The sequence below is a fragment of the Lachnoanaerobaculum sp. ICM7 genome (genome assembly GCF_000287675.1).
Classification (GTDB): Bacteria; Bacillota; Clostridia; order Lachnospirales; family Lachnospiraceae; genus Lachnoanaerobaculum.
This window is the reverse complement of sequence record NZ_ALJL01000027.1, coordinates 24,783-49,941: the sequence shown is the minus strand read 5'-3', so window position 1 is coordinate 49,941 and position 25,159 is coordinate 24,783. Positions and strand designations below refer to the sequence as shown.

At 39.1% G+C, this 25,159-nt stretch carries 18 protein-coding genes and 1 CRISPR repeat array; of the genes, 17 read left to right on the top strand and 1 reads right to left on the bottom strand.

Annotated elements, in window-relative coordinates; genetic code table 11:
• Positions 1 to 9: 9 nt before the first annotated feature.
• From cas1e to HMPREF1140_RS09480, 3 genes are all read left to right on the top strand, one after another.
• Positions 10 to 933, top strand: a complete 924-nt coding sequence (gene cas1e, locus HMPREF1140_RS09490) for a type I-E CRISPR-associated endonuclease Cas1e (RefSeq protein ID WP_009663599.1) — start codon at positions 10 to 12, stop codon at positions 931 to 933.
• Between the two features lies 1 nt (position 934).
• Complete coding sequence (gene cas2e, locus HMPREF1140_RS09485; RefSeq protein WP_009663621.1) at positions 935 to 1,831, top strand: type I-E CRISPR-associated endoribonuclease Cas2e; 897 nt, start codon at positions 935 to 937, stop codon at positions 1,829 to 1,831.
• A 23-nt stretch (positions 1,832 to 1,854) separates the two neighbouring features.
• Positions 1,855 to 6,215: a CRISPR direct-repeat array (repeat unit 28 nt; unit sequence GTGTTCCCCGCGTAGGCGGGGGTGATCC).
• A 115-nt stretch (positions 6,216 to 6,330) separates the two neighbouring features.
• Positions 6,331 to 6,516 carry a hypothetical protein gene (locus HMPREF1140_RS09480; protein WP_009663643.1) on the top strand — a complete coding sequence of 62 codons (186 nt, stop codon included), beginning with the start codon at positions 6,331 to 6,333 and terminating at the stop codon, positions 6,514 to 6,516.
• A gap of 337 nt (positions 6,517 to 6,853) precedes the next feature.
• Here the strand turns inward: HMPREF1140_RS09480 and HMPREF1140_RS09475 are convergent, their stop codons facing one another.
• The gene (locus HMPREF1140_RS09475) at positions 6,854 to 7,747 is read right to left on the bottom strand and encodes an Rpn family recombination-promoting nuclease/putative transposase (RefSeq protein WP_009663605.1); all 894 of its coding nucleotides are present in this window, start codon (positions 7,745 to 7,747) and stop codon (positions 6,854 to 6,856) included.
• A 312-nt stretch (positions 7,748 to 8,059) separates the two neighbouring features.
• On the opposite strand from HMPREF1140_RS09475, the gene HMPREF1140_RS09470 reads away from it, so the two are divergent.
• From HMPREF1140_RS09470 to HMPREF1140_RS09405, 14 genes are all read left to right on the top strand, one after another.
• Positions 8,060 to 8,566, top strand: coding sequence for a precorrin-2 dehydrogenase/sirohydrochlorin ferrochelatase family protein (locus HMPREF1140_RS09470; protein WP_009663630.1), 507 nt, complete (start codon positions 8,060 to 8,062; stop codon positions 8,564 to 8,566).
• A gap of 14 nt (positions 8,567 to 8,580) precedes the next feature.
• The gene (hemB, locus tag HMPREF1140_RS09465) at positions 8,581 to 9,555 is read left to right on the top strand and encodes a porphobilinogen synthase (protein WP_009663602.1); all 975 of its coding nucleotides are present in this window, start codon (positions 8,581 to 8,583) and stop codon (positions 9,553 to 9,555) included.
• On the top strand, positions 9,552 to 10,322 hold the full coding sequence (locus HMPREF1140_RS09460) for a sirohydrochlorin cobaltochelatase (RefSeq protein WP_009663629.1): 771 nt from the start codon (positions 9,552 to 9,554) through the stop codon (positions 10,320 to 10,322). Before hemB ends, HMPREF1140_RS09460 begins: the two co-directional genes overlap by 4 nt.
• Positions 10,312 to 11,241: a hydroxymethylbilane synthase gene (hemC, locus tag HMPREF1140_RS09455; protein ID WP_035620286.1), complete on the top strand. Its 930-nt coding sequence runs from the start codon at positions 10,312 to 10,314 to the stop codon at positions 11,239 to 11,241. The genes HMPREF1140_RS09460 and hemC overlap by 11 nt, the downstream gene beginning before the upstream one ends.
• On the top strand, positions 11,234 to 12,727 hold the full coding sequence (gene cobA / locus HMPREF1140_RS09450; RefSeq protein WP_009663625.1) for a uroporphyrinogen-III C-methyltransferase: 1,494 nt from the start codon (positions 11,234 to 11,236) through the stop codon (positions 12,725 to 12,727). Before hemC ends, cobA begins: the two co-directional genes overlap by 8 nt.
• Positions 12,708 to 14,003, top strand: coding sequence for a glutamate-1-semialdehyde 2,1-aminomutase (gene hemL, locus HMPREF1140_RS09445; RefSeq protein ID WP_009663610.1), 1,296 nt, complete (start codon positions 12,708 to 12,710; stop codon positions 14,001 to 14,003). Before cobA ends, hemL begins: the two co-directional genes overlap by 20 nt.
• Complete coding sequence (hemA, locus tag HMPREF1140_RS09440) at positions 14,000 to 15,175, top strand: glutamyl-tRNA reductase (protein WP_009663611.1); 1,176 nt, start codon at positions 14,000 to 14,002, stop codon at positions 15,173 to 15,175. Before hemL ends, hemA begins: the two co-directional genes overlap by 4 nt.
• 353 nt (positions 15,176 to 15,528) lie before the next feature.
• A complete protein-coding gene (locus HMPREF1140_RS09435; protein ID WP_009663627.1) occupies positions 15,529 to 16,410 on the top strand; it encodes a DegV family protein in 882 nt (293 codons plus the stop codon).
• A 169-nt stretch (positions 16,411 to 16,579) separates the two neighbouring features.
• Positions 16,580 to 17,641 (top strand): zinc-binding dehydrogenase, encoded by a 1,062-nt coding sequence (locus tag HMPREF1140_RS09430; protein ID WP_009663614.1) that lies wholly within the window; start codon positions 16,580 to 16,582, stop codon positions 17,639 to 17,641.
• Between the two features lies 1 nt (position 17,642).
• Complete coding sequence (locus HMPREF1140_RS09425) at positions 17,643 to 18,581, top strand: glycosyltransferase family 2 protein (RefSeq protein WP_009663598.1); 939 nt, start codon at positions 17,643 to 17,645, stop codon at positions 18,579 to 18,581.
• A 48-nt stretch (positions 18,582 to 18,629) separates the two neighbouring features.
• Entirely contained in the window at positions 18,630 to 20,843 is a 2,214-nt protein-coding gene (locus tag HMPREF1140_RS09420; protein ID WP_009663644.1) for a glycosyltransferase family 2 protein, read from the top strand.
• 15 nt (positions 20,844 to 20,858) lie between these two features.
• Positions 20,859 to 21,851 (top strand): glycosyltransferase family 2 protein, encoded by a 993-nt coding sequence (locus HMPREF1140_RS09415; RefSeq protein ID WP_009663590.1) that lies wholly within the window; start codon positions 20,859 to 20,861, stop codon positions 21,849 to 21,851.
• A 124-nt stretch (positions 21,852 to 21,975) separates the two neighbouring features.
• Positions 21,976 to 23,382, top strand: a complete 1,407-nt coding sequence (locus HMPREF1140_RS09410) for an undecaprenyl-phosphate glucose phosphotransferase (protein ID WP_009663623.1) — start codon at positions 21,976 to 21,978, stop codon at positions 23,380 to 23,382.
• Between the two features lie 13 nt (positions 23,383 to 23,395).
• Positions 23,396 to 25,117 (top strand): LCP family glycopolymer transferase, encoded by a 1,722-nt coding sequence (locus HMPREF1140_RS09405; protein ID WP_009663639.1) that lies wholly within the window; start codon positions 23,396 to 23,398, stop codon positions 25,115 to 25,117.
• Positions 25,118 to 25,159 lie beyond the last annotated feature (42 nt).

Sequence of the window (25,159 nt, the reverse complement as noted above, 5' to 3'; positions counted from 1 at the left end):
GGTGGGAGTATGGAAAAAGCTGAAATAAATGAATTACCTAGAATAAGTGATAGAGTTACATTTATCTACATTGAGCATGCTAAAGTAAATAGGCAAGATGGAGCTATAGTGGTATCGGACAGTAGAGGTACTGTCAGAATACCGGTAGCAATGATTGGAGCATTGATGTTGGGACCCGGAACAGACATTACCCATAGAGCAATGGAGCTGATAGGAGATATGGGTACAGGCATAATATGGGTAGGAGAAAAAGGTGTAAGACATTATGCACATGGTAGGGCATTGACTCATTCTACTAGATTTTTGGAAAGTCAGGCGAAGTTGGTCACAAATGTTAGGAGTAGAATAGATGTTGCAAGAAAAATGTATATGATGAGGTTTCAGGGGGAGGACGTTTCATCATATACTATGCAGCAGTTAAGAGGACATGAGGGTACCAGAGTTAGAAGACTTTATGCGGGATTATCAAAAAAATATAATGTGGAATGGACCGGAAGAGATTATAAAGTAGATGACTTTGCAAGTAGTAATATAGTGAACCAGGCATTATCCGCCGGTAATGTCGCATTATATGGACTGGTATATAGTGTGATTTCAGCACTTGGAATATCCCCGGGACTTGGATTTGTACATACTGGACATGATTTATCATTTGTATACGATATCGCAGATTTATATAAAGCAGATACGACCATACCACTTGCATTTGAAATAGCAAGCGAGTTTGGAGAAGAAGATGATATCGGAAGTATTACCAGAAGAAAGGCAAGGGATGTTTTCGAAGAAAAAAAGCTTGTAAAGCAGGTTGTATCAGACTTACAGTATTTATTGGATGTAGGTGATGAAGAAAAGCTTGAAGGAGAATTTTTGGGACTTTGGGATAATAAGGATCAACTTGTAAGCTATGGTGTGAGTTATACTGAGGTAATGTGATATGCCATTTACAGTTATTACATTGAAAAAAGTACCACAGGCACTTAGGGGCGATTTGACCAAATGGATGCAGGAGATAACTACAGGAGTCTATATTGGAAATTTCAACACAAAGGTGAGAGAAAAGCTTTGGAAGAGGGTGAAGGAGAATGTCAAAGATGGAGAGGCGACTTTGAGCTTTTCTTACAGAAATGAACTTGGTTATCAATTTGATACCCATAATACAAGCTTTTCAAATATTGATATGGATGGCATACCTTTGGTTTTCATTCCAAACGAAAATGCAGATGAAAAAAGAGAAATAAAACATGGTTTTAGCAATGCAGCTAAGTTTAGAAATGCTAAAAGATATATGGTACATAAAACTAAATTGGACAGTAAGGACTTTGTGATAATAGATATAGAAACTGATGGCTTAGATAAAGATAAAGATTCTATTATCGAAATAGGTGCAGTAAAGTCTGTAGGTGGAAGAATAAGTGAGTTTCAAAGCTTGATAAGCTATGAAGGAACATTGCCAAAACATATAGTTGCAATGACAGGTATCAACACTAATATGCTTAAAACAAATGGTAGGAGTGAGGAAGCTGTATTAAAGGATTTTAAAGATTTCATAGGGGATTTGGATATCATAGGATATAATGTGAGTTTTGATATTGAATTTATAGACATTGCGTTGTCAAAATTTGAACTTGAAAAACTAAAAAATAAACGATATGATTTAATGAAGTTTGTAAAAAACGAAAAACTGTTTTTGTCAAATTATAAATTACAAACTGTAATAAAGGAATATGGAGTTGGTGATGAAGTACCACATAGAGCATTGGAAGATGCAAGGCTAATATATAAACTTGCTCTCAAAGTAAATAAATTCAGGGATTTATATAGTCTGACATAGCGTATTTAAGGGATCTTATTACTGTGTTCCCCGCGTAGGCGGGGGTGATCCCAGATGAACGAGAACAAACTAATAGCATTGATTGTGTTCCCCGCGTAGGCGGGGGTGATCCCACACCATTTTCATTTATTTGCTGGACATATTCGTGTTCCCCGCGTAGGCGGGGGTGATCCCGGGCAATTATTAAAAAATTGCTATTTTTCTAAGTGTTCCCCGCGTAGGCGGGGGTGATCCCAAGCTCTTCCTTTGCGGCCTTTGCATCTGTAAGTGTTCCCCGCGTAGGCGGGGGTGATCCTATAAGTAGCTTTATTATTAAGTTAGAACAAAAGTGTTCCCCGCGTAGGCGGGGGTGATCCCCGCTTTGTCCCTGTGGTACGTTGTTAGGTATCGTGTTCCCCGCGTAGGCGGGGGTGATCCTAGTCGTTTGGAAATTTTATCATCTCTTCCATGGTGTTCCCCGCGTAGGCGGGGGTGATCCTGGCATATTGACAGAATAAGGTTTTGTTTAAATGTGTTCCCCGCGTAGGCGGGGGTGATCCTACTGCGTCTGCGTCATCAACATACTTTTTATCGTGTTCCCCGCGTAGGCGGGGGTGATCCCATACGGACAATTACCGTTTAGGATTTGAGTTTGTGTTCCCCGCGTAGGCGGGGGTGATCCCGGCTACAAGCTACTTTCAAACAATTTGTAATGGTGTTCCCCGCGTAGGCGGGGGTGATCCTATTTTATTAGATAGTGTTTTTTGAGCGTCTCCAGTGTTCCCCGCGTAGGCGGGGGTGATCCCAATCATTATAAAATACTATTAAAGAAAAGGTGGTGTTCCCCGCGTAGGCGGGGGTGATCCTGTTGCTGTCTGTATCACTGTAAAAATAATCTTGTGTTCCCCGCGTAGGCGGGGGTGATCCTAATCAGACAAGTACCACGGGCGGAAGTGATAAGTGTTCCCCGCGTAGGCGGGGGTGATCCTTGTAGGCTGTTCTATCCTGTCTTTGTAAGTTTGTGTTCCCCGCGTAGGCGGGGGTGATCCTCCGACTTTAGGGGCAATTGTATTTTTTAAAAAGTGTTCCCCGCGTAGGCGGGGGTGATCCCGGGGGTAGCTCACAGGACGAGGTAATAACTGCGTGTTCCCCGCGTAGGCGGGGGTGATCCCAACCCGAAAGACGATTTTACGAATTATATAGAGTGTTCCCCGCGTAGGCGGGGGTGATCCTACTTCGCTATATTTCATTGCGATTGTATAAGGGTGTTCCCCGCGTAGGCGGGGGTGATCCTGGGTCGGATATTGTGAAAAAGACAGGCTTGCAGTGTTCCCCGCGTAGGCGGGGGTGATCCTCCGACTTTAGGGGCAATTGTATTTTTTAAAAAGTGTTCCCCGCGTAGGCGGGGGTGATCCTATACAAAGTCTTCAATGTCATAATCAAGTAAAGTGTTCCCCGCGTAGGCGGGGGTGATCCTTTCTTGCAGCGGTATCACCACTGGAAGCAGGAGTGTTCCCCGCGTAGGCGGGGGTGATCCCTTTGCTACTGAAGACGGCGGAAATAGTACAGGGTGTTCCCCGCGTAGGCGGGGGTGATCCTCTTATCCAGATTAAAATCAATGTTCGGATTGTGTGTTCCCCGCGTAGGCGGGGGTGATCCTTATCGTCTACACCGTAAACCATACCAGTATGAGTGTTCCCCGCGTAGGCGGGGGTGATCCCTCAACAAGTATGGCACTAGGTGTATCAAATAGGTGTTCCCCGCGTAGGCGGGGGTGATCCTGATACTAAGGGGGTTAAATTATTATGAATGTAGTGTTCCCCGCGTAGGCGGGGGTGATCCCAACAAAAATATTGACGGTTTCGGAAATATTGAGTGTTCCCCGCGTAGGCGGGGGTGATCCTCGTCAATGCCTGCGATTGCGTATCTTGGAACAGTGTTCCCCGCGTAGGCGGGGGTGATCCCTTTTCATTACATTTATTACAAAAGTTAGTACGTGTTCCCCGCGTAGGCGGGGGTGATCCTCCCCTCAATTAATGTATTGATAGCTCTAACAACGTGTTCCCCGCGTAGGCGGGGGTGATCCTAACTCCAATATATCCGACTTTTTAAGCTTAGTGTGTTCCCCGCGTAGGCGGGGGTGATCCCGGGCTAAAGCCAAAGTTCAAAAAATCGCAAAGCGTGTTCCCCGCGTAGGCGGGGGTGATCCCAGGCACTTAGAATAAAGAACCCTATTGACAGAGTGTTCCCCGCGTAGGCGGGGGTGATCCTCAGTGCAAAGCTTACTTTGTTGTAGTTTCACCGTGTTCCCCGCGTAGGCGGGGGTGATCCCATCTGCACCATCTGCACCATCTGCACCATCTGGTGTTCCCCGCGTAGGCGGGGGTGATCCTAACTCTTCAAAATATTCTTTTTGCGGAACGTCGTGTTCCCCGCGTAGGCGGGGGTGATCCTTCTCTGTTGACACGCCTGTCTGCTCCCCTTCTGTGTTCCCCGCGTAGGCGGGGGTGATCCTTTGGAAAGGCTCTGCAAGTGAAGCATCAAGAAGTGTTCCCCGCGTAGGCGGGGGTGATCCCTACTGTATCGGATCTAAACCAAATAGAAGCAAGTGTTCCCCGCGTAGGCGGGGGTGATCCCTGTCGCCCTTTTCTGCAGATGTGGTAGTAAGTGTGTTCCCCGCGTAGGCGGGGGTGATCCCTGCTTCTTCCAATACAGTATTACTTCTATATTGTGTTCCCCGCGTAGGCGGGGGTGATCCCACTAGCAATGATGATAAGTTTAATGCTAACGGGTGTTCCCCGCGTAGGCGGGGGTGATCCTTCCATAAATGCGGAACTTGAAAACATTATAAAGTGTTCCCCGCGTAGGCGGGGGTGATCCTAAGTACAGCTTTTAACTTCTTAGGGTTTACCAGTGTTCCCCGCGTAGGCGGGGGTGATCCCAAATGCAAGATAGCGGTTGAGGTTGATTATCAGTGTTCCCCGCGTAGGCGGGGGTGATCCCAGTTTAGTCAATATGGGGTAGGTTGTGACTTGGTGTTCCCCGCGTAGGCGGGGGTGATCCTATTTCACGTTAGGAGGTTCAAATTATGCCTAGGTGTTCCCCGCGTAGGCGGGGGTGATCCTTCTGCTCCGTCATATCTGCCATCAACACAAAAGTGTTCCCCGCGTAGGCGGGGGTGATCCCACGGCAGAAATGAATACCAATGTTTCCATGGCGTGTTCCCCGCGTAGGCGGGGGTGATCCCTAAGTTTCGTATCGGAAACGCGTTTGTAAAAGGTGTTCCCCGCGTAGGCGGGGGTGATCCTACTTACAATGATAATAATTTTAGTCAATTTCAGTGTTCCCCGCGTAGGCGGGGGTGATCCCAATACCCTTTATAGATATATTTAAGTCAATCTGTGTTCCCCGCGTAGGCGGGGGTGATCCTAAGACACGTAATCTATAGAATGGAAATAAACAGTGTTCCCCGCGTAGGCGGGGGTGATCCCATTAGCCGTTATACTGGAAGATTTTTATAACAGTGTTCCCCGCGTAGGCGGGGGTGATCCTGTACCATCGGAACACTTGCCCCACTGGATCCGGTGTTCCCCGCGTAGGCGGGGGTGATCCTTGCTAACTTGCTAAACACTATGAATAATCTTAGTGTTCCCCGCGTAGGCGGGGGTGATCCCATCTTTCTCTATCTGTAAAATCTGCAGTCTTTGTGTTCCCCGCGTAGGCGGGGGTGATCCTCAAATAGTTTACTCTCATCTCTAACTATGTAAGTGTTCCCCGCGTAGGCGGGGGTGATCCCCTTAACAACAACAACCCATCAAGGGACATTAAGTGTTCCCCGCGTAGGCGGGGGTGATCCTGCAATAGTAAAGGGATCATTGCAGATCTTGCCGTGTTCCCCGCGTAGGCGGGGGTGATCCTAACAGTCTTGGGATAATCACAAATAATCACAGGTGTTCCCCGCGTAGGCGGGGGTGATCCCAGACTACAACCTATTTATGGTAGAGAGGCACAGTGTTCCCCGCGTAGGCGGGGGTGATCCCAAAAGACAGGGCATTTCAAGGACGGTGTATTTGTGTTCCCCGCGTAGGCGGGGGTGATCCTAATAATCTGTTGGCGCAACTTTGAAAATATGAGTGTTCCCCGCGTAGGCGGGGGTGATCCCGGTTCGCCCGCACAAACAAACGTTTGGAAAACGTGTTCCCCGCGTAGGCGGGGGTGATCCCTGGGGATATGAGATACAGGGAGCTGTTTATCAGTGTTCCCCGCGCAGGCGGGGGTGATCCCGAGCTTAAGGACAAGTTGACAGATGCAAATACGTGTTCCCCGCGTAGGCGGGGGTGAACCTTAAGAAAGGAGACAAAATGAAGTACACTGTATGTGTTCCTCGCGTAGGTGGTAGTGATCCTAAAGGCTGAATTAAAATTAGCAATAGGAAAAGACTTCTGGACACTTTCGGGTAATCAACAGATAATATATAGTGATATTTTGGAGTGTGTAATGTAAAAAATGGGGGGACTATGATGATATATACTCCTAGCGATTGGATAAAAGATAGAAAAAATGAAGATGAAATAAGAATGCTTATTTCTGAGAACCTTGGATGCATTAAGTTGAATGAGAGTTCTCAAAAGGTAGAAGATAGGCTAAGAGAGCTTGTAGAGCTAAAGATATTCGAAGAGTTTAGGAAGGGAACATTTGCCATATAGGAAAGCCTTAGATGGAAGTGTTCACCGCGTGGGTGGTGGTGATTCCTCAACTCGCAAGTAGGAATGGGCATTAAGCTTGTGTTTCCCGCGTAGGTAGGGAGTGTTTTAATTTTCATAGATCTTAGAGAAGATTACATGTATCCTAGGAATGATTTCATTATAATTGATGAGCAAGGTATTCGCTATTCAACTACATATGGATTAAAATTTATATAGTGGTTATAGTATAAACGGGTGATAAAATCGTTAAGAAATATGATTTTATCACCCGCTTATCAGTTCCAATATTTTATATAAATTTATTTAGTATATCTGCAGGAAACAGTACATCAAAAAATTACTTCAATATATTATATTCCATTAGCAACTTATATCTGTAATCTTTGTCTGTGTTGGCTCTGCGAAGTTTATCAATATCACCTTCATTTAACAGCAGTTCATTAAGTTTACTGACCATATCGGCACCTTCCTGCCTGCCTTTCTCCAGACCTTTTTCTAATCCTTTTTCAATTCCTCTATTTTCAATAATATCAAGAACTTCACACATATATTTGGCCTCCTTTTCATTAGCTTCATTTATTGAATTTTCAAATCTTTTATCCCCTGTCATAACGGACATAAGGGTAAGCAATTCATTTATATGCTTTATAGTATAATCTTTTGGATTATATGAGTTGTTTGTCCGTAATTGATGTAAATAATCCACCAGTATCCTGAAATCACTTTTAAATAATGCTGTCTTCTCTTCATCCAGGTATGCTATCTCGAAAAGATTGATTCTATAATCATTTACAAAAGGTTTTAATCTGTCATCAACTTTAACTATATCGATTATATTAATCGGATAGTTCCATCTTTTTTTGTATCCTAAATATAATACCAAGGTAATCACAGGGTATTTGGTTTTATATCTGTATCGTTTTTTTGTTTGTCGTCCATACTCGGTACCGTCATAGCTGATTACTCTTAAAGGCATCAACTTATCCGGCACGGTTTGATTTTCAAAACCGAATAAAGCAATATTTATACAACTGTGTTGCCAATACTTGGATACATCTCTATCCTGAGAATGGACCCTACCGTCAATCTTTAGCATGGCGGTTGTAGGTGTATCAAGTAGAGAATTTTCATCCACTACATTCTCACCATTAAATAAAAGTACATTTACTATGTCGGAAAAGACATCATTGAATTGTTCCAACATCTTTTGTGATATATCTTTCTCTTGCATATCTCGCTCCTTTATTATAACAAAGAAATATTTTAGAATCCACGTTAGGGTGAAACTTAAGAATATAAGTATAGAAATTTTAGAAAAAGCCATGTGGGATTATTGTTAAATCCATTTATATTCTTATTATACCAATTAAAAATCTTATTACAATACTGTAATTTAGGTTTGAGATTATTGTGATGTATGTGGATGGCAGGCTAATCCCTGCTTTTTTTAATGAACATCTCTATTGATACAATATATTTTCGATAAACTTTATAGTATTATATGTTATAATATGGACATGATTCTATATAGAAGGAGGATGATATGGCAAAGTATTTTCCGCTGTTTATTGATATAAGTAACAAGACGTTTTTGGTGATAGGGGCCGGAAATATAGCTGCAAGAAGAATTCTGAAACTTAAGGAGTTCGGTTGCAAAATAATAGTTGTAGCAAAGTCTATAGCGGTAACTATAATGGATTTGCAGGATGACAGGCTTATTTTAAAGGAAAGAGCTTATGACAGTTCGGATGTTGTAGGTGTTGACTATGTTATAGCCGCTACCAATGACAAGGAGCTGAATGAAAAGATAGTATGGGACTGTAAAAAAGCCGGTGTTATAGTAAATGATGCCTCGAATTATAAGAATTGTGATTTTTATTTTCCGGGAATTGTTACAGAGGAAGAGATGGTGATAGGGGTAACGTCATCCGGAAGTAACCACAAGTTGGCAAGAAGGGTGGCAAGCGCAATCAGATATAACATAAAAGATATAGTTGAGGAATGCAGGAGAGAGCAGGAAGAAAATCCGAAGCAGGAAGATTTTGACTGAAACAGGGAGGACATATGTTTAGGACCAGAAGACTGAGAGCAAATACGGGTATAAGAAATATGGTCAGAGAAACGAGGATAAGCAAGGATGCCCTTATTTATCCTATGTTTTTTGAAGAGGGAGAAAATATATTTGAAGAAATAGAGTCCATGCCGGGACAGTATAGAATGAGCATAGACAGATGTGACAGTGCAATAGAAGAACTTTTAGATGCAGGAGTCGGTGCTGTAATGCTCTTTGGTATACCGAAACATAAAGATGAAGTAGGCAGTGAGGCATACCATGACCATGGAATTGTTCAGGAGGCAATCAGATATATAAAGAAAAAATATCCGGGGATTTATGTAATAGGTGATGTATGTATGTGTGAGTATACTTCACACGGACATTGCGGAATATTAAACGGAAGCGATGTAGATAACGATACAACTATAAAGTATCTTGCAAAGATTGCGCTTTCACAGGTAGAAGCCGGAGCCGACATGGTGGCTCCTTCAGATATGATGGATGGCAGAGTTGAAGAGATAAGGGCAATTTTAGACGATAACGGATATAAAAATATTCCTATAATGGCATACTCGGCAAAGTATGCTTCTGCGTTTTACGGTCCGTTCAGAGTGGCGGCAGATTCCGCACCTGCATTCGGTGACAGAAAGAGCTATCAGATGGATGTGCACAATGTGAGAGAAGCGCTAAAGGAAGTGGAAGAGGATATTTTAGAAGGTGCCGATATTGTAATGGTAAAACCGGCTATGAGCTTTTTGGATATAGTGACAAAAGTCAAGGAGATTACGAATGTTCCGGTAGCCGCATATTCAGTCAGTGGAGAATATGCAATGGTAAAGTCCGCTGCTAAGAACGGCTTTATAGATGAAGAAAAGATAATGTGTGAGATGGCGGTATCGGCATTCAGAGCGGGAGCCGATATTTATATTACATATTATGCAAAAGAGCTGGCAAAATGTATTGATAAGGGGATAATCGGATGAAAAAGGGAGTTATAGTTGCAAGTTTTGGAACAACACATGAGGACACCAGAAAAAAGACAATAGATGTGATAGAAAATGATATAAGAGAAGCTTTTAATGACAGTATCTTTATCAGAGCTTGGACAAGTGATATTATCAGGTCGAAATTAAAACGCCGTGAGAATTTACATATAAACAATATAAAAGAAGCCTTGGATGAGGCTTTAAAAGAAGGTGTGGAAGAATTACTGGTGATAAGCACTCATATTATAAACGGAGTGGAACATAATAAAGTCAAGGATGCAGTATTAAGTTATAAGGACAGATTTAAGAAAATAAAAATAGGAGCTGCACTATTGGAAAATGAGGACGACTTCAAGTGCATCATAAAGGAACTGGATGAGATCTACAATAAAGAAGTTGGCAGAGCATATCTTTTGATGGGGCATGGTTCAGACCATGAAGCAAATGAGATATATGAACAGCTTAGGAACAGATTTGTAGATAAGGGAAGAGATGATATATATATAGCCTGTGTAGAGGGGTATCCGTATATTGAAGATATTCTGCCACAGCTTTCGGAATACAAGTCCGTTCATCTGTCACCTCTTATGATAGTGGCAGGTGACCATGCAAAAAATGATATGGCAGGTGATGATGAAAGCTTCAAAACAATTCTTGAAGAAAGAGGGAAAAATGTAAGTTTTGAACTTAAAGGACTTGGAGAATATGATTTTGTAAGAAGTCTTATACTTAAGCACGCAAATGAGGCGGTATATGTTTCATAAAGATACAATAAGAATAGGTACAAGAAAAAGTGCTTTGGCACTGGCACAGAGCAAATTGGTGGGGGATGCTATAATAAATAGCTTCCCCCATATAAAAATAGAGTATGTTCCCATGAATACTTTGGGTGATAAAAGGCTTGATATCTCCTTGCAGAAAATAGGGGGGAAAGGTTTATTTACAAAGGAGCTGGAAGAAGCACTGATAAATGGAAATATAGACCTGGCAGTACATTCAGCCAAGGATCTTCCTTTAGAGTTTGATAACAGATTGAAGCTTATGCCGGTTTTAAAAAGGGCGGCAGTCAATGATATTCTTGTATTTAAAAAAGATTTAAATACAGATATAAGAAAATTACCAAAGGGATTTAGAATAGGTACAAGTTCAAAAAGAAGATCCGAACAGCTGAGGATTTTAAATGAAGGTCTTGAAATACTGCCTGTCAGAGGAAATGTGATCACCAGAATAGGGAAGATATTTTCAAATGAGGTAGATGGTGTTATCTTGGCAAGAGCAGGAATTGACAGACTTCTTGCTGATAATAAATATGTCACGGAATACAGCGATATTTTTGATAAGATAAGTATTTCCGTTATAAAGGAAAGTGATATATTGCCGGCACCTGCACAAGGAATATTATGTGCAGAATATGCAAATGATGATATGGCAGAGATACTGGAAAAAATACAGGATAAAGAATGTGAGTCTTTATTTGCTGCAGAAAGAAGGTATCTAAGTGTATTGCAGGCTGATTGCCATACAAGTGCAGGCATTTTTATATCATCCGCTTCAGAAAAATATAGTATAAAAGCTTACTTTGACGGTAAATATATGGAAGCCGATAATATAGAAAAGACATTAGAAAATTTGCTTATGTCAGTAGAGGAATTAGCGGGCAAATTAAAGAGGGAAAATGTTTAATAAGGAAATAAAGAGTGTATCACTGGTAGGTGTTGGACCCGGAGATGAAAAACTGCTTACATTAAGAGCTTGCGAATGCATTGAAACTGCAGATGTAATAGTATATGACAATCTGATAAATCCTACCATATTAAACAGGGTAAAGATAAATGCAAAACTTATTTATGCAGGTAAGATATCAGGAAACCATTATCTTACACAGGATAAAATAAATGAGACTATTGCAGAACATGCCCTTACAGGTGAATATGTAGTAAGACTAAAGGGGGGTGACCCCTATATTTTTGGCAGAGGCGGTGAAGAGGCCGAGTATCTTTTAGAAAGAAATATTGATTTTGAAATAGTGCATGGGGTAAGCTCATTCTATACAGGGCTTGGATATGCCGGAATACCTGTTACATTCAGAGGAGAAGCGGCAGAGTTTCATGTATTTACCGGCCATAAGAAGCAGGGAGAAGAACTTGATTTAAATTTTAAAAATATAGCAAAGCTTGAGGGAAGCTTGGTATTTTTGATGGGAATATCAAATTTAAGTTTGATAGCACAAGGTCTGTTGTCAAACGGAATGGATCCGGATATCGGAGCTGCTGTAATTGAGAACGGAACAAGGTATAATCAAAGAGTATTTAGGGGTAAGCTCTCAAATATAGAAGAGATTGCAAAAAGAGAAAATATTATTTCTCCGGCGCTTATAGTGGTGGGAGATGTATGTGAAAAGAATCTTGCTTTCTTTCAAAAAGATATACTGCCGCTTTCAGGTAAAAATATACTTCTTACTGCCACCAGGGGTTTGGTGGAAAAGATGTCACCTGAATTTAAAAAGCTTGGAGCAAATACTTGTGAGATGAGTCTGATTGCTACAAAAGAGATAGAAATTGATAAGGAAAGATTCGTTTCGGAACTTAAGCTTGCTACACATGTTTTATTTACCAGCTCAAACGGTGTGGATATATTTTTTGAAAAGATAAAAAACTATGATATAGACATCAGGAGCTTATACAATAAAAAAATATGTGTTATAGGTAGCGGAAGCTCTGAGGCTTTGAAAAAATATGGAGTGAATGCAGATTTTATTCCGAGTAAGTTTGACTCAAAAAGCTTTGTGGAAGAGATTTTGCCAAAGCTTGATAAAAAAAGCAGAGTACTTATGTTAAGGGCCAAGCTTGGAAATGACAATCTTCCATACGGACTTAAAAAGGCAGGTATAGAGTTTAGCGATATTCCTATTTATGACACAATTATTGACTACAGAAGAAGTTTCGAGCTCAATAAGGAAATAAAGAAATTTGATTATGTGGTCGTGGCAAGTGCAAGTGCCGCAAAGGCTTTGTGTGAGATGATAGAGGATAAATCCGCTCTTTTAAACAGAGTGGTATCTATAGGGCCTGTAACCACAAAGGCTCTTAGGGAATTTGGTATAGAGGAATTGATTACAGCAAAACAATATGATGTAAAGGGGATAGTGGATGCAATCAAGAAATTATAAAAGGTCTGAGAAGTACTTTGATATATCCAAAGAATATATTCCGGGCGGTGTGAACTCACCGGTTCGTGCGGCAAGGGCGGTACACAGAGATCCGGTATTTATAAAGTCGGGCTTAGGCTCAAAGATATTTGATGTGGACGGAAATGAATATATAGATTATGTATGCTCATGGGGACCGGCAATACTCGGACATGCTCATCCGTATGTACTTGAAAAGGTGAAAAAAGCATTAAAAAAAGGTCTCAGCTTCGGTGCTCCTACAAAGAAAGAGTATATACTGGCTGAAATGATAAATGAAGCAATGCCTGTTATGGAGCAGGTAAGACTTGTAAATTCAGGTACTGAAGCGACAATGAGTGCAATCAGACTTGCGAGAGGATATACAAATAGGGATCTTATTTTAAAATTTACAGGTTGTTATCATGGTCACTCGGACGGACTTTTGGTTAAAGCCGGAAGCGGTGTGCTTACAGAGGCAATTTCTTCAAGTGGTGGAGTACCTAACGACTATGCAAAAAATACCGTTGTAGCAGAGTTTAATGACAAAGAAAGCGTCAAAGCATTATTTGATAAATATAATGACAAGATTGCAGCAGTTATTGTGGAGCCTGTAGCTGCAAATATGGGTGTTATTCCTCCAAAGGACGGATTCCTTGAATTTCTTAGAGAAATCACAAAAAAGAATAATGCTCTTTTGATATTTGATGAAGTTATTACAGGGTTTAGGCTGGCAAAGGGAGGAGCCTGTGAATATTTCGGAATAAAGCCGGATTTGATTACTATAGGCAAGATAGTAGGTGGAGGTATGCCACTTGCGGCTTATGGTGGAAAGAAAGAAATAATGGCTCATATCAGTCCTCTGGGAGATGTATATCAGGCAGGTACTCTGAGTGGAAATCCTATAGCAACAACAGCCGGTATTGCAACTCTTGAGGTATTGTTTCAAAATCCTGAGATTTATGCAAATATAGATGAAAATGCTAAGCTTTTGGCTGAAGGCATAGAAAAGATAATGAACAAGGATGAGAAAAAAATACATATAAACAGAGTGGGTTCTTTGCTATCAGTGTTTTTTACATCAAAGAAGGTGGAATGTTATGAGGATGTGTTAAGCTGTGATCTAGATAAATATGCAAGCTATTACAGTTTTTTAAGAGAGAACGGTATTTATGTGGCACCAAGTCAATTTGAGGCGGCATTTATATCCAATTCACACAGTACGGACGATATTATAAAAACTTTGGATGTAATAGCCGAGTTTGGGGGAAAAGAATGATTTTACTCCTAAGCTTAAGCTTTAGAAATACACCTCAAAAGATAAGAGAATACTTTGCCTTCGGTAATGAGGATAAAAAAAGACTCTTAAAATCCTTATGCAGTGAAGAACTGATAGATGAAGCTGTAGTACTTATCACATGCAACAGAACTGAAATATATGTAAGTTCGGGAAATGACAAGAGTACAAGCAGTATAATAAACATTATTTTGGAAAAATGTGAAGATATAATAGGTATAAATATAGATAATATCAGAGATTATTTGCTTTTCTATACCGGAAAGAGTGCAGTCTCTCATCTGTATAAGGTCAGTGCAGGTCTTGATTCCATGCTGGTAGGGGAAGACCAGATACTTGGGCAGGTAAAGGATGCAATTGAATTTGCAAGAGAATGCGATACTGCACATTTATATCTTAATACATTATTTAGAGATGCCGTTACTGAAGCTAAGAAGATAAAAACAGAAACTATGATTTCAAAATCAGGAGTATCCACAGCTACATTGGCACTGAGAGCGGCAAAGGATGTTCTTAATTCGTTTTCAGGAAAAAATATACTTATAATAGGTGCATCCGGAAAAATAGGAGATATAGTATTAAAAAATGCACTAAGCTATGACTTTGAACAAATATATGTCACAAGGAGAAGACATAATATAGATATGTCTCCAAATGCAATGGATAGGGTAAGCATTATAGAATATAATGACAGATATGATTATATAAAGAATGCGGATGTTATAGTCTCGGCTACAAGCGGACCGCATTTCACTCTGACAAAGGAGCATATTCAGGAGAATATTGTACCCGGAAGTAAAAAAGTATTTATTGATCTGGCTGTTCCATGTGATATTGATGAAAGAGTAAGCAACCTTGACAATATATATTACTACAATATGGATGACATGAAAAAGTTTGCAGATGAAAACAATGAGAAAAAGAAGATAAGTATTGAAAAAGCAAATGCAATGACGGATGAAGGTGTGGAGAAATTTTTAAAATGGGCATTGTTCCAGGAAAATTTAAAGGTATTTTCAGATGCGACAGAAAATCTTGAAAAAGAGATGGCAAGAATCGGAGAAAAAAAGACTTTGGAACATCTGTTTTATAAGATAAGAGATAACGGAAGTTTGGAAGCATTGCAGTCTATAATCGATGTTCTTTCAATATGATACAGCAGATTGTATAATTGTTTAATAGCTGAACTATAATTTTCCATATTGAACAAATATATCTTATATATATGTTTATATAGTAAAATTACTTTTTTTGAAATCATTTTGTGAATAAAAAATCGCATAAAAAATATAAATCAAATAATAAAATATTGAAAAATAGCCTAAAAGTATGTTATTATAGAGTTGCAGAAGAATTTGCAAATTGACATTAGATTGACTTGATATGTAAAGACAGAAAAAAAGGATTGACCGGTCCTTATATCAGAGCATTTTTGATGGGACGTAAATGTTGCTTTGGTATCAAATTCCATTTGGTTGGGTCACAAAAAACGTTAGGAGGTATAGTCATGGAGGACTATATTTTATCATGCAGCTCCACCGCAGATATGACTAACGGGTATTACTCTAGTAGGGATATTCATCATATAGACTGTAAATATACAATAGGTGGCAATACATATGATGAAAGTATGGGAGAGAGCGTGCCTTTGTCGGATTTCTACGAAAGAATGAGAAATGGTGAAATTCCGACAACAAGTCAAATCGACATGGCAGAATACAAGGAATACTTTAAGAAGTTCTTGGAAGATGGTAAGGATGTATTGCATATTTGTTTATCATCAAGTATATCCGACTCGTATCTATCAGCGATGGAAGCAGTTAAGGAACTTAAAGGGAATTATCCTGAAAGACAATTATATGTAGTAGACTCTTTGTCTGCATCAGCCGGTATGGGCCTGTTGGTAGACATTTTAGCAGACAAAAGAGATGAGGGAATGCCTATTGACAAGCTGAAAAGCTATGCGGAGAACTCTAAAAAGTATATCAATCATTGGTTCTTTTCTACAGATTTGACTACCTACTTAAGAGAAGACAGCCTGACTAATTTTACATTTAAGATTGGAAAGACATTGAATTTCTGTCCGCTTATGTGTGTAGACGGAGAAGGCAAGTTAGTGGTTATTGAAAAAGTAAAGACCAAGAAAAAGACCATGGAGGCTATAGTTTCAAGAATGGAAACACAGGCCGTTGATGGAAAGAGATATACCGGAAAATGTTTTATCAGCCATGCAGATTCAGAAAAAGAAGCAAATAAGTTGGCAAGTATGCTTGAGGCTCGTTTTCCGAATTTAAAGGGAAATGTAGAAGTAAAAGATATAGGCCATGTAAACGGTGCACATACAGGTCCCGGAACAGTTGCAGTATTTTTTGTCGGTGACAAAAGATAATTAATGAGATTTTGATGATTTTAAAAGAATGAAAAAGATGCTTATACCGCTATTGAAAGATTTCTTCTTAGTATGTCGGTATAAGCATTTTTTGTTTATATTAACACTATTGTTCCATTTGCATTTAAGATATATAATTAGATAAGAAATATTATTGAAAGGATATACCATGGAGGCATTTGCGCTTATAAGGAGAAACGAAGCAAAAATTATAGATTTGCCAAGTCCAAAACTTTCAGATCCATATAATGCTATATTGACACCGGTAGCGATATCGGTTTGCACATCTGATGTAAATACCGTATACGGATCCGGCTCAAAGAAACCTGATAATCTTATTTTGGGACATGAAGCAGTTGCAAGGATTGTAAAAGTCGGTGAAAAAGTCAAAGACTTTAAAGAGGGTGATGTGGTTGTTGTTCCGTCTATGACACCGAATTTTCATGACAAAGATATACAGGACGGAAATTTTTTACATGCAGGAGCAAACTTCAGTGCAAATACTTTGGGAAGAAGTACGCCGGGAGTTTTTGCAAGAGAATTTGAAGTGGCTGATGCGGATTTAAACTTGGCTATTTTGCCTGAGGGTGTAAGTCTTGGAAACGGACTTATGTGCACGGATATGGCAACTACAGGTTTCACAGGTGCCGAAAGGGTCAATTTCGGAGATACAGTTGTTGTGCTTGGAATCGGTGGTGTAGGGCTTATGGCGGTATGTGGTGCGGCACTTCGCGGTGCCGGAAGGATCATTGCGGTAGGAAGCCGAGGAGCAAGCGTACCTTTGGCGTATGAGTACGGAGCAAGTGAAGTTATATCATATAAGAATGACGATATTACAGAATATGTTCTTAAAGCAACAAATGGCAAGGGAGCAGATGTGGTAATCATAGCCGGAGGAAATGATAAGTCTTTTTCAGATGCCATAGATATGGTAAGATATGGTGTCGGAAAGGTTGTAAATTTGAAGCTTTTTACAGGCGACGGCAGTATGGAGATACCGAAGTTTTCTTCAGGAAGAGGTATGTCCGGCAAAAGCGTATACATGGAGCTTGGAAAAGGCGGTAGAGTCAGAATGGAAAGACTTCTTTCAATGGTAAAGAATAAAAGATTTACACCTGAAAAACTGATTACACATACATTTGAAGGTTTTGAAAATGTAGAACAGGCTCTTGAACTTATGAGGGACAAGGGCAATACTGTTATAAAGACAATGATACTTACGGGATGGTAGAATGAAAAAAATAAGTATAGTTGTACCATGTTTTAATGAAGAGGAAAATGTGGTACCTATGGCAGATGCCATAAGAGAAGAATTTAAGAAAAATCTTTCATCATATGAGTATGAAATTATTTTTATTGATAATGATTCAAAAGATAATACAAGAGAGTTGATAAGGGAACTGTGCAATTCAGATAAGGGCATTAAAGGTATATTTAATGCTAAAAATTTCGGACAGTTTAATTCACCTTATTACGGAATGCTGCAAAGTACCGGAGATGCTACAGTGTTGATGGCTGCAGATTTTCAAGATCCGGTGGAGATGATACCAAAATATGTGGCTGCCTGGGAAGAAGGCTATAAAATAGCTATCGGTATCAAGAAGTCCAGTCAGGAAAATAAGATAATGTATCATCTTAGAAGCCTGTATTACAAAACTATAAAGAAACTCTCAGAGGTAGAGCAGATAGAGCATTTTACAGGTTTCGGACTCTATGATAAGGCATTTATAAATGTTATGAGAAATTTGGACGATCCTGTTCCTTTCCTCAGAGGAATAGTTGCCGAGCTGGGATTTAGAAGGAAAGAAATTCCATATGAACAACCTCAAAGAAGAGCGGGAATTACCAGCAATAATTTATACAGACTTTATGATGCGGCTATGCTGTCAATTACGGCATATACCAAGGTGGGACTGCGACTTGCAACGTTTGCCGGTGTTATACTTTCAGGTATATCAATGATTATTGCGGTAATATATTTGATCTTAAAACTGGTATACTGGGACAGATTTCCGGCAGGTATGGCTCCTATACTTATAGGCATGCTTTTCCTAGGTTCAATACAGATATTCTTTATAGGACTTATAGGAGAGTATATACTTACCATCAACCAGAGAGTAATGAAGAGACCATTGGTTGTGGAAGAGGAAAGAATCAATTTTGATGAATAGAAGCTGTGCCAAACAGTATATAATATTATAAAAAAGGAATGATACTTTATGAAATATAAGGTGGATTATGTTCGCATACGCGAGAATTATATCACATTAAACGGTTGGGTAGTGGGTAAGAAACCCGGTTCACAGCCTGCTTTTTGTGTTTACAACAGTAAAATGGAAAGTGTTGACTTCAAATATGTTAAGACCAGAAGAGATGATGTAAGTCAGGTGTATTTTGGGAAAGTGTATGATGAAGATTATGGTTTTGATATCAAATTTGATTATAAAAGGGGTGAAGACTATTACCTCGAGATAGCGATTGATAATCAAAAGAAAAAAATAAAATACAATGAGGAGCTTATATATAAGCGCTCAAGTGTATCTTATAAAAGAATGGAAAAACTTAAAGATCTTTGCAATATGGAAACTGTAAGGGTGGCTTTTAATTTCATGAAAAAGAACGGCCTTAGAGCTCTTATCAGAAAGTCAAAAAGTAAAATACAGGGCATGGACAATGATTACGAATATACAGAATGGTATGAAAAGACCAAGCCTACAAAGGAAGAGTTGGCTGCACAAAGAGCGGAAAAGTTTGAGTATTTTCCTGTATTTTCGATAGTTATACCTCTTTATGCAACTCCCGACAATTTCCTCAGAGAGTTGCTTGACTCAATTCTTGCACAGACTTATACAAACTTTGAGGTTTGCCTGGCTGACGGAAGTGAGAACGGTAAGGATAAAGAGGAATTTGTAAAAAAATATATAGAAGAAAAAAACACAGGAAGCAAGATAAAATACAATAAGCTTGGTAAAAACTTAGGTATTGCAGGCAATACAAATGAAGCACTTAAGATGGCAAGCGGTGACTATATAGTACTTGCGGACCATGATGATGTTATTACCGAGAATGCATTGTATGAATGTGCAAAGGCAATAAATGAAGAAAACTGTGATTGCTTATACTCTGATGAAGATAAGCTTGATATGGACGGAGGTTCATTATTTGACCCTCACTTTAAGCCTGATTTTAATATTGACTTACTGGAGAGTGTGAATTATATCTGCCATCTTTTTGTAGTAAAGAAGGAACTCGTTGATGTGGCAGGAATGTTTGACGCGGCATTTGACGGTGCACAGGACTATGATTTTATATTCAGAGTGACTGAGAATGCAAAGAGGATAGTGCATATACCAAAGGTTTTATACCATTGGAGATGTCATATGAACTCCACTGCATCAAATCCGCAAAGTAAATTATATGCATTTGAAGCGGGTGCAAGAGCTATAAAGGCACATATTGAAAGAGTAGGAAAGTCATTGCCTATAGAGAAGATAGATAAGGGTGTGGACTACGGTATTTATCATAAGTACTTTATTATGGAAGATAAGCCTTTACTATCTATTATCATTCCAAACAAGGACCACAGAGAGGACCTTGATTTGGCGATTCGCTCTATAATGACAAAGAGCAGCTATAAGAATATTGAGTTTATTGTTGTGGAAAACAACTCTACCGACAAAAAGACTTTTGATTACTATGATAAGATTCAAAAAGAGTTTGACAATGTAAAGGTTGTGCGTTGGGAGAGAGAATTTAACTATTCTCTTATCAATAATTTCGGTGTAAACTTTGCAAACGGTGAATATCTTTTCTTCTTAAATAATGATATTGAGCTGATAAATCCGACTTCAATAGAAGAGATGATGTGGTATGCTGTAAGAGAGGATGTAGGTATAGTAGGTGCCAGACTCCTTTATAATGATGATACCATACAGCATGCAGGTGTGGTTATAGGTTTTGGTGGTGTGGCAGGACATACCTTTATAGGACTTTCAGAGGTGGAAAACAGCTATTTCCACAGGGCACTTACATTGCAGGATTATTCAGCTGTAACAGCTGCGGCACTTATAACAAAGAAATCTGTATTTGAAGAGGTTGGAGGATTTAGTGAGGATCTTGCGGTTGCGTTTAATGATATTGATTTCTGCATGAAGGTAAGGGCTAAAAACTATCTTGTGGTTTATAATCCTTATGCGCTTTTCTATCACTATGAGTCAAAGTCAAGAGGACTTGAAGACAGTCCGGAAAAAATCGAAAGATTTAACAGAGAGACTGCAACATTTATGAAGAGATGGCCCAAAATACTGGCAAAGGGAGATCCGTATTACAATCCTAATCTTACACTGCGTAAGTCAAACTTTGCACTTAGAGATTTGTTGAATGAAAAAATTGGCGAACCGTTTATTGACGAGAAGATAAAAAAATACCTTTAGGTATCCGGGAGAAAGATGAGTAAAGTAACAATAATAATACCGAACTATAACGGCATAAAGTTTATGAAGGATTGCATTGAATCGCTTAGAGTTCAAACTTATAAAAACTTTGAAATTTTGGTGGTAGACAACGGTTCGAAAGACGAGTCTGTAGATTATCTGAGAGATCTTGAAAGTTATGAAAGCAATCTGAATATAAAAGCAATTTATCTGGATGAAAACCTTGGCTTTGCGGGTGGAGTAAATGTAGGCCTTGCAGCCTGTGACAGTAAATATGTTATTTTGTTGAACAATGATACCGAAGTATTTCCGGACTATGTGGAAATGCTTGTTGATGCAATAGAGAAGTCGGATAGAATATTTGCGGTTAATCCTTTGATGATAAATGCTCATGACAAGGAGCTTGTGGATGATGCCGGAGACGGATATTCGCTTCTTGGCTGGGGATATCAGATAGGTGTTGGAGAAAAGGTGGCGGATTTTACAAAAAGAAGAGCCGTATTTTCAGCATGTGCGGGTGCAAGTATATACAGGAAGAGCATCCTGGATGAAATAGGTTATTTTGATGAAATGCATTTTGCATATTTGGAAGATATGGACTTAAGTTTCAGAGCGAGACTTAGAGGATATATTATCGGTTTTGAGCCAAGGGCCAAGGTATATCATCTCGGAAGTGCAACTTCAGGATCAAAATACAATTCCTTTAAAGTAAGACTTGCGGCAAGAAATAATATTTATTTGATTTATAAAAACATGACAAACCTGCAGATAGCATTTAACTTTTTCCCTCTTTTATTGGGAACTTTGATTAAAACGGCATTTTTCTTCAAAAAGGGATTTCTGGCAGACTATATAAGCGGACTTAAAGAAGGATTTAAGAATCTGGGAGAGTGTGAAAGGGTTGATTTTTCGGAAATCAAAAAAACGGATATATTGGCTCTTGAAGGCGAAATAATCGCCGGAACATTTGAATATGTGTATAGATTTATAAAAAGGCATAGCAGTTGAGAACTGTTACTAAAGATTAAGTAAAATGTAATAAATGATTTTGCGTTTGGTTGTAAAATTGATATATGATTTTACGAATAATGAAAAGAAGTCTATCGCATAAGATTGCGATATGGAGCAATATATGATTAAAGAAAACCAGAAGAGATTAAACAGGCTACATATACTTCTAGATGCTCTGGTTATATTTTTAAGTTATTTAATAGCTTATCTTATAATGTATTATAATGATGATGCCTTGCTTGCATTGTCGGCACAGGAGTATTTCAGTGCTCTGATAATAATTATACCGGGTTTTTTGATACTCTATGAATTTTTTGAACTGTATACTCCTAAGAGAGTTTCGGGAAGAAGAAGTGAGATAGCAAATATATTCAAAGCTAATTCCATAGGATGGTTGATATTTACATTGACACTCTATCTGGGTGGTAAAAATATGAATATGCATCACTTCTCAAGAAGATTGGTAATTATCTTCTATATTCTGTCAAATGTACTTATGATAGTTGAGAGAACTTCAATACGGATTTTCTTAATGAATATAAGACAAAAGGGATATAATCAGAAGCATATTTTATTAATCGGGTATTCAAGGGCTGCTGAAGGATATATAGACAGAGTAAAACAAAATCCTGAGTGGGGATATAATATCAGGGGTATTTTGGATGACAATAAAGAACGAGGATTCAGTTATAACGGTGTAAAGGTGATAGGAACCGTAGCGAATCTTCATATGATATTAGAGATGAATGTGCTTGATGAAATAGCAATAACTCTAAGTATAAAAGAATATGAACATTTGGAAGCGATAGTAAATGACTGTGAGAAATCAGGTGTTCATACAAAGTTTATACCTGATTACAATAATTTTATCCCAACTATTCCATACATAGAGGACTTACAGGGACTGCCGGTTATAAATATCAGGCATGTGCCGCTTACAGAATTACACAATGCATATATAAAAAGAATAGTTGACATATTCGGGGCATTATTTGGTATAATACTGTTCTCACCATGGATGTTAATTGCCGCAATATTGGTAAAGCTGACAGACGGTGGCCCCATAATATATGCTCAAGAAAGAGTAGGTTTACACAATAAACCTTTTAAAATGTATAAATTCCGTTCAATGGCTGTGCAAAAGCCGTCAGAGGAAAAGTCAAAATGGACTACTCCAAATGACCCCAGAGTCACGAAAATAGGCAGGTTTATAAGAAAGACAAGTATTGACGAGATGCCTCAGTTTTTTAATATTTTAAAAGGTGATATGTCACTTGTCGGTCCAAGACCTGAGAGACCGTTTTATGTGGAAAAGTTCAGAGAAGAAATACCGCATTATATGATAAAACATCAAGTTAGACCGGGACTTACCGGTTGGGCACAGGTTAACGGGTTTAGAGGGGATACTTCAATACAAAAGAGGATAGACCATGACTTATATTATATTGAAAACTGGACTTTAGGTTTTGATTTCAAGATAATGTTTTTGACGATATTTAAGGGATTTATCAATAAGAATGCTTATTAGCAGGAGGATCATAATGAGCGAAGAAAAAAAGAAGTCCAGAAAAAAGAAAAAATCAAAAGTTGCTTTTTTCATAACAATGCTTATAGCAGAGATGCTTGTTCTGGGCGTTATATTTGCATATGCCTATGCGTTGAAACAATATTCCAAAATCCAACGCCCGGAGTATGATGTGGAAGAGGTGGCAAACACCGGCTTGTCGGAAAAAAAGCTTCAGGAGATGAGAGGATATAGAAATATTGCATTATTCGGTGTAGACTCCAGAGACAACAGTGTCGGAAAAGGAAACAGATCCGATGTTATAATTATATGTTCAATAGATCAGGCTACAGGAGACATTAAGCTTGTATCTGTATATAGAGATACATACCTTGATGTAGGTAAGAATTCATTCCAGAAGGCTACACATGCATATAGCTATGGTGGACCTGCAAGAGCTGTTAAGATGCTAAATGACAGTTTGGATCTTAATATTACAGACTATGTTACATTTAACTGGAAGGCAGTTGCAACAGCAATAAATATTTTGGGCGGTGTAGATATAGAAGTCACAAAGCCGGAGTTTAAATATATAAACTCTTATATTACAGAAACAGTAAAGGGAACAGGAATAGGATCTGTACAGTTAAAGGCACCGGGAATGCAGCATTTGGACGGTGTTCAGGCTGTAGCATATGCAAGACTTAGATATATGGACACAGATTACCAGAGAACGGAAAGACAGAGAAAGGTTATTGAACTTGCATTTGAAAAGGCAAAGAAGGCCGACCTTAAGACGTTGAATGATTTGCTTGGAAATATGCTTTCTATGGTAGCGACAAATCTTACATGGCAGGACGGTCTTGATGTAATAAATGATTTCGGAAAATATAACTTAAAAGATACTGCAGGTTTTCCGTTTGAGTTGGATGATATGACTCTCGGTACAAAGGGATTTATAGTAGTTCCTGTAAACCTTGAAAGTAATGTATTGGAGCTTCACAAGTATCTCTTCGGTGATGAAAATTATGAAGTTTCCGCAAAAGTAAAGGCCTACAGTGACAGAATTTCATCAGATACCGGAGTTTATAAAGACGGTGACAGTATAAAGCGAGTAAAAACCAGCGGCGGATATAAGTCGAATAAAAATAACGATGATGAAGATAATAAAGAAACCAAGAGTAAGAAGAAATCTACCACTGAAGCCGAGACCAAAAAGAGTGTAGATATCTACATAGACAATAACGGAAGGTATTATCAGCTTGATAAAGACGGTGAAACCGTTTGGATAGATAAAGATGAAGAAAATGATTATTACACAGACGGTGACGGAAATAAGTACTATATAAAGCCTACCGAGAAGGGAAGTGCGGCTGAAAGGGATAAGACCACAAGCAGCTCAAAAACCGGAGTAAATGTAGGTCCGGGAGAGACCACACAGGCCTCAAAGGGTTCAAATGTGGAGATTATAACTTCGTCAACCGAGGCTCAGAACAAGAAAAACACTACATCTGAAACTCAGACAAAGAAGGTAAACGGACCGGGCGAGACTACTGCAGCAAGCGGTGAGGCTCAGCCCAGAAAATCAAACGGTCCGGGTGAAACAACTCAGGCCCAGACAAAGTCCGGAAAGAGTCCTAAAGAATCTACAGTGGAACCTTTGACTACCGGTGCAAAAGAAGAAACTGTAGCACCTGCACCTAATGTAGTGGGACCCGGAAGTACAGTTTCACAGACTGTGGAAGCGAAACCTGAATAAAAAACACAATTTAAACTAACTTTGAACACAAATTAGACACAA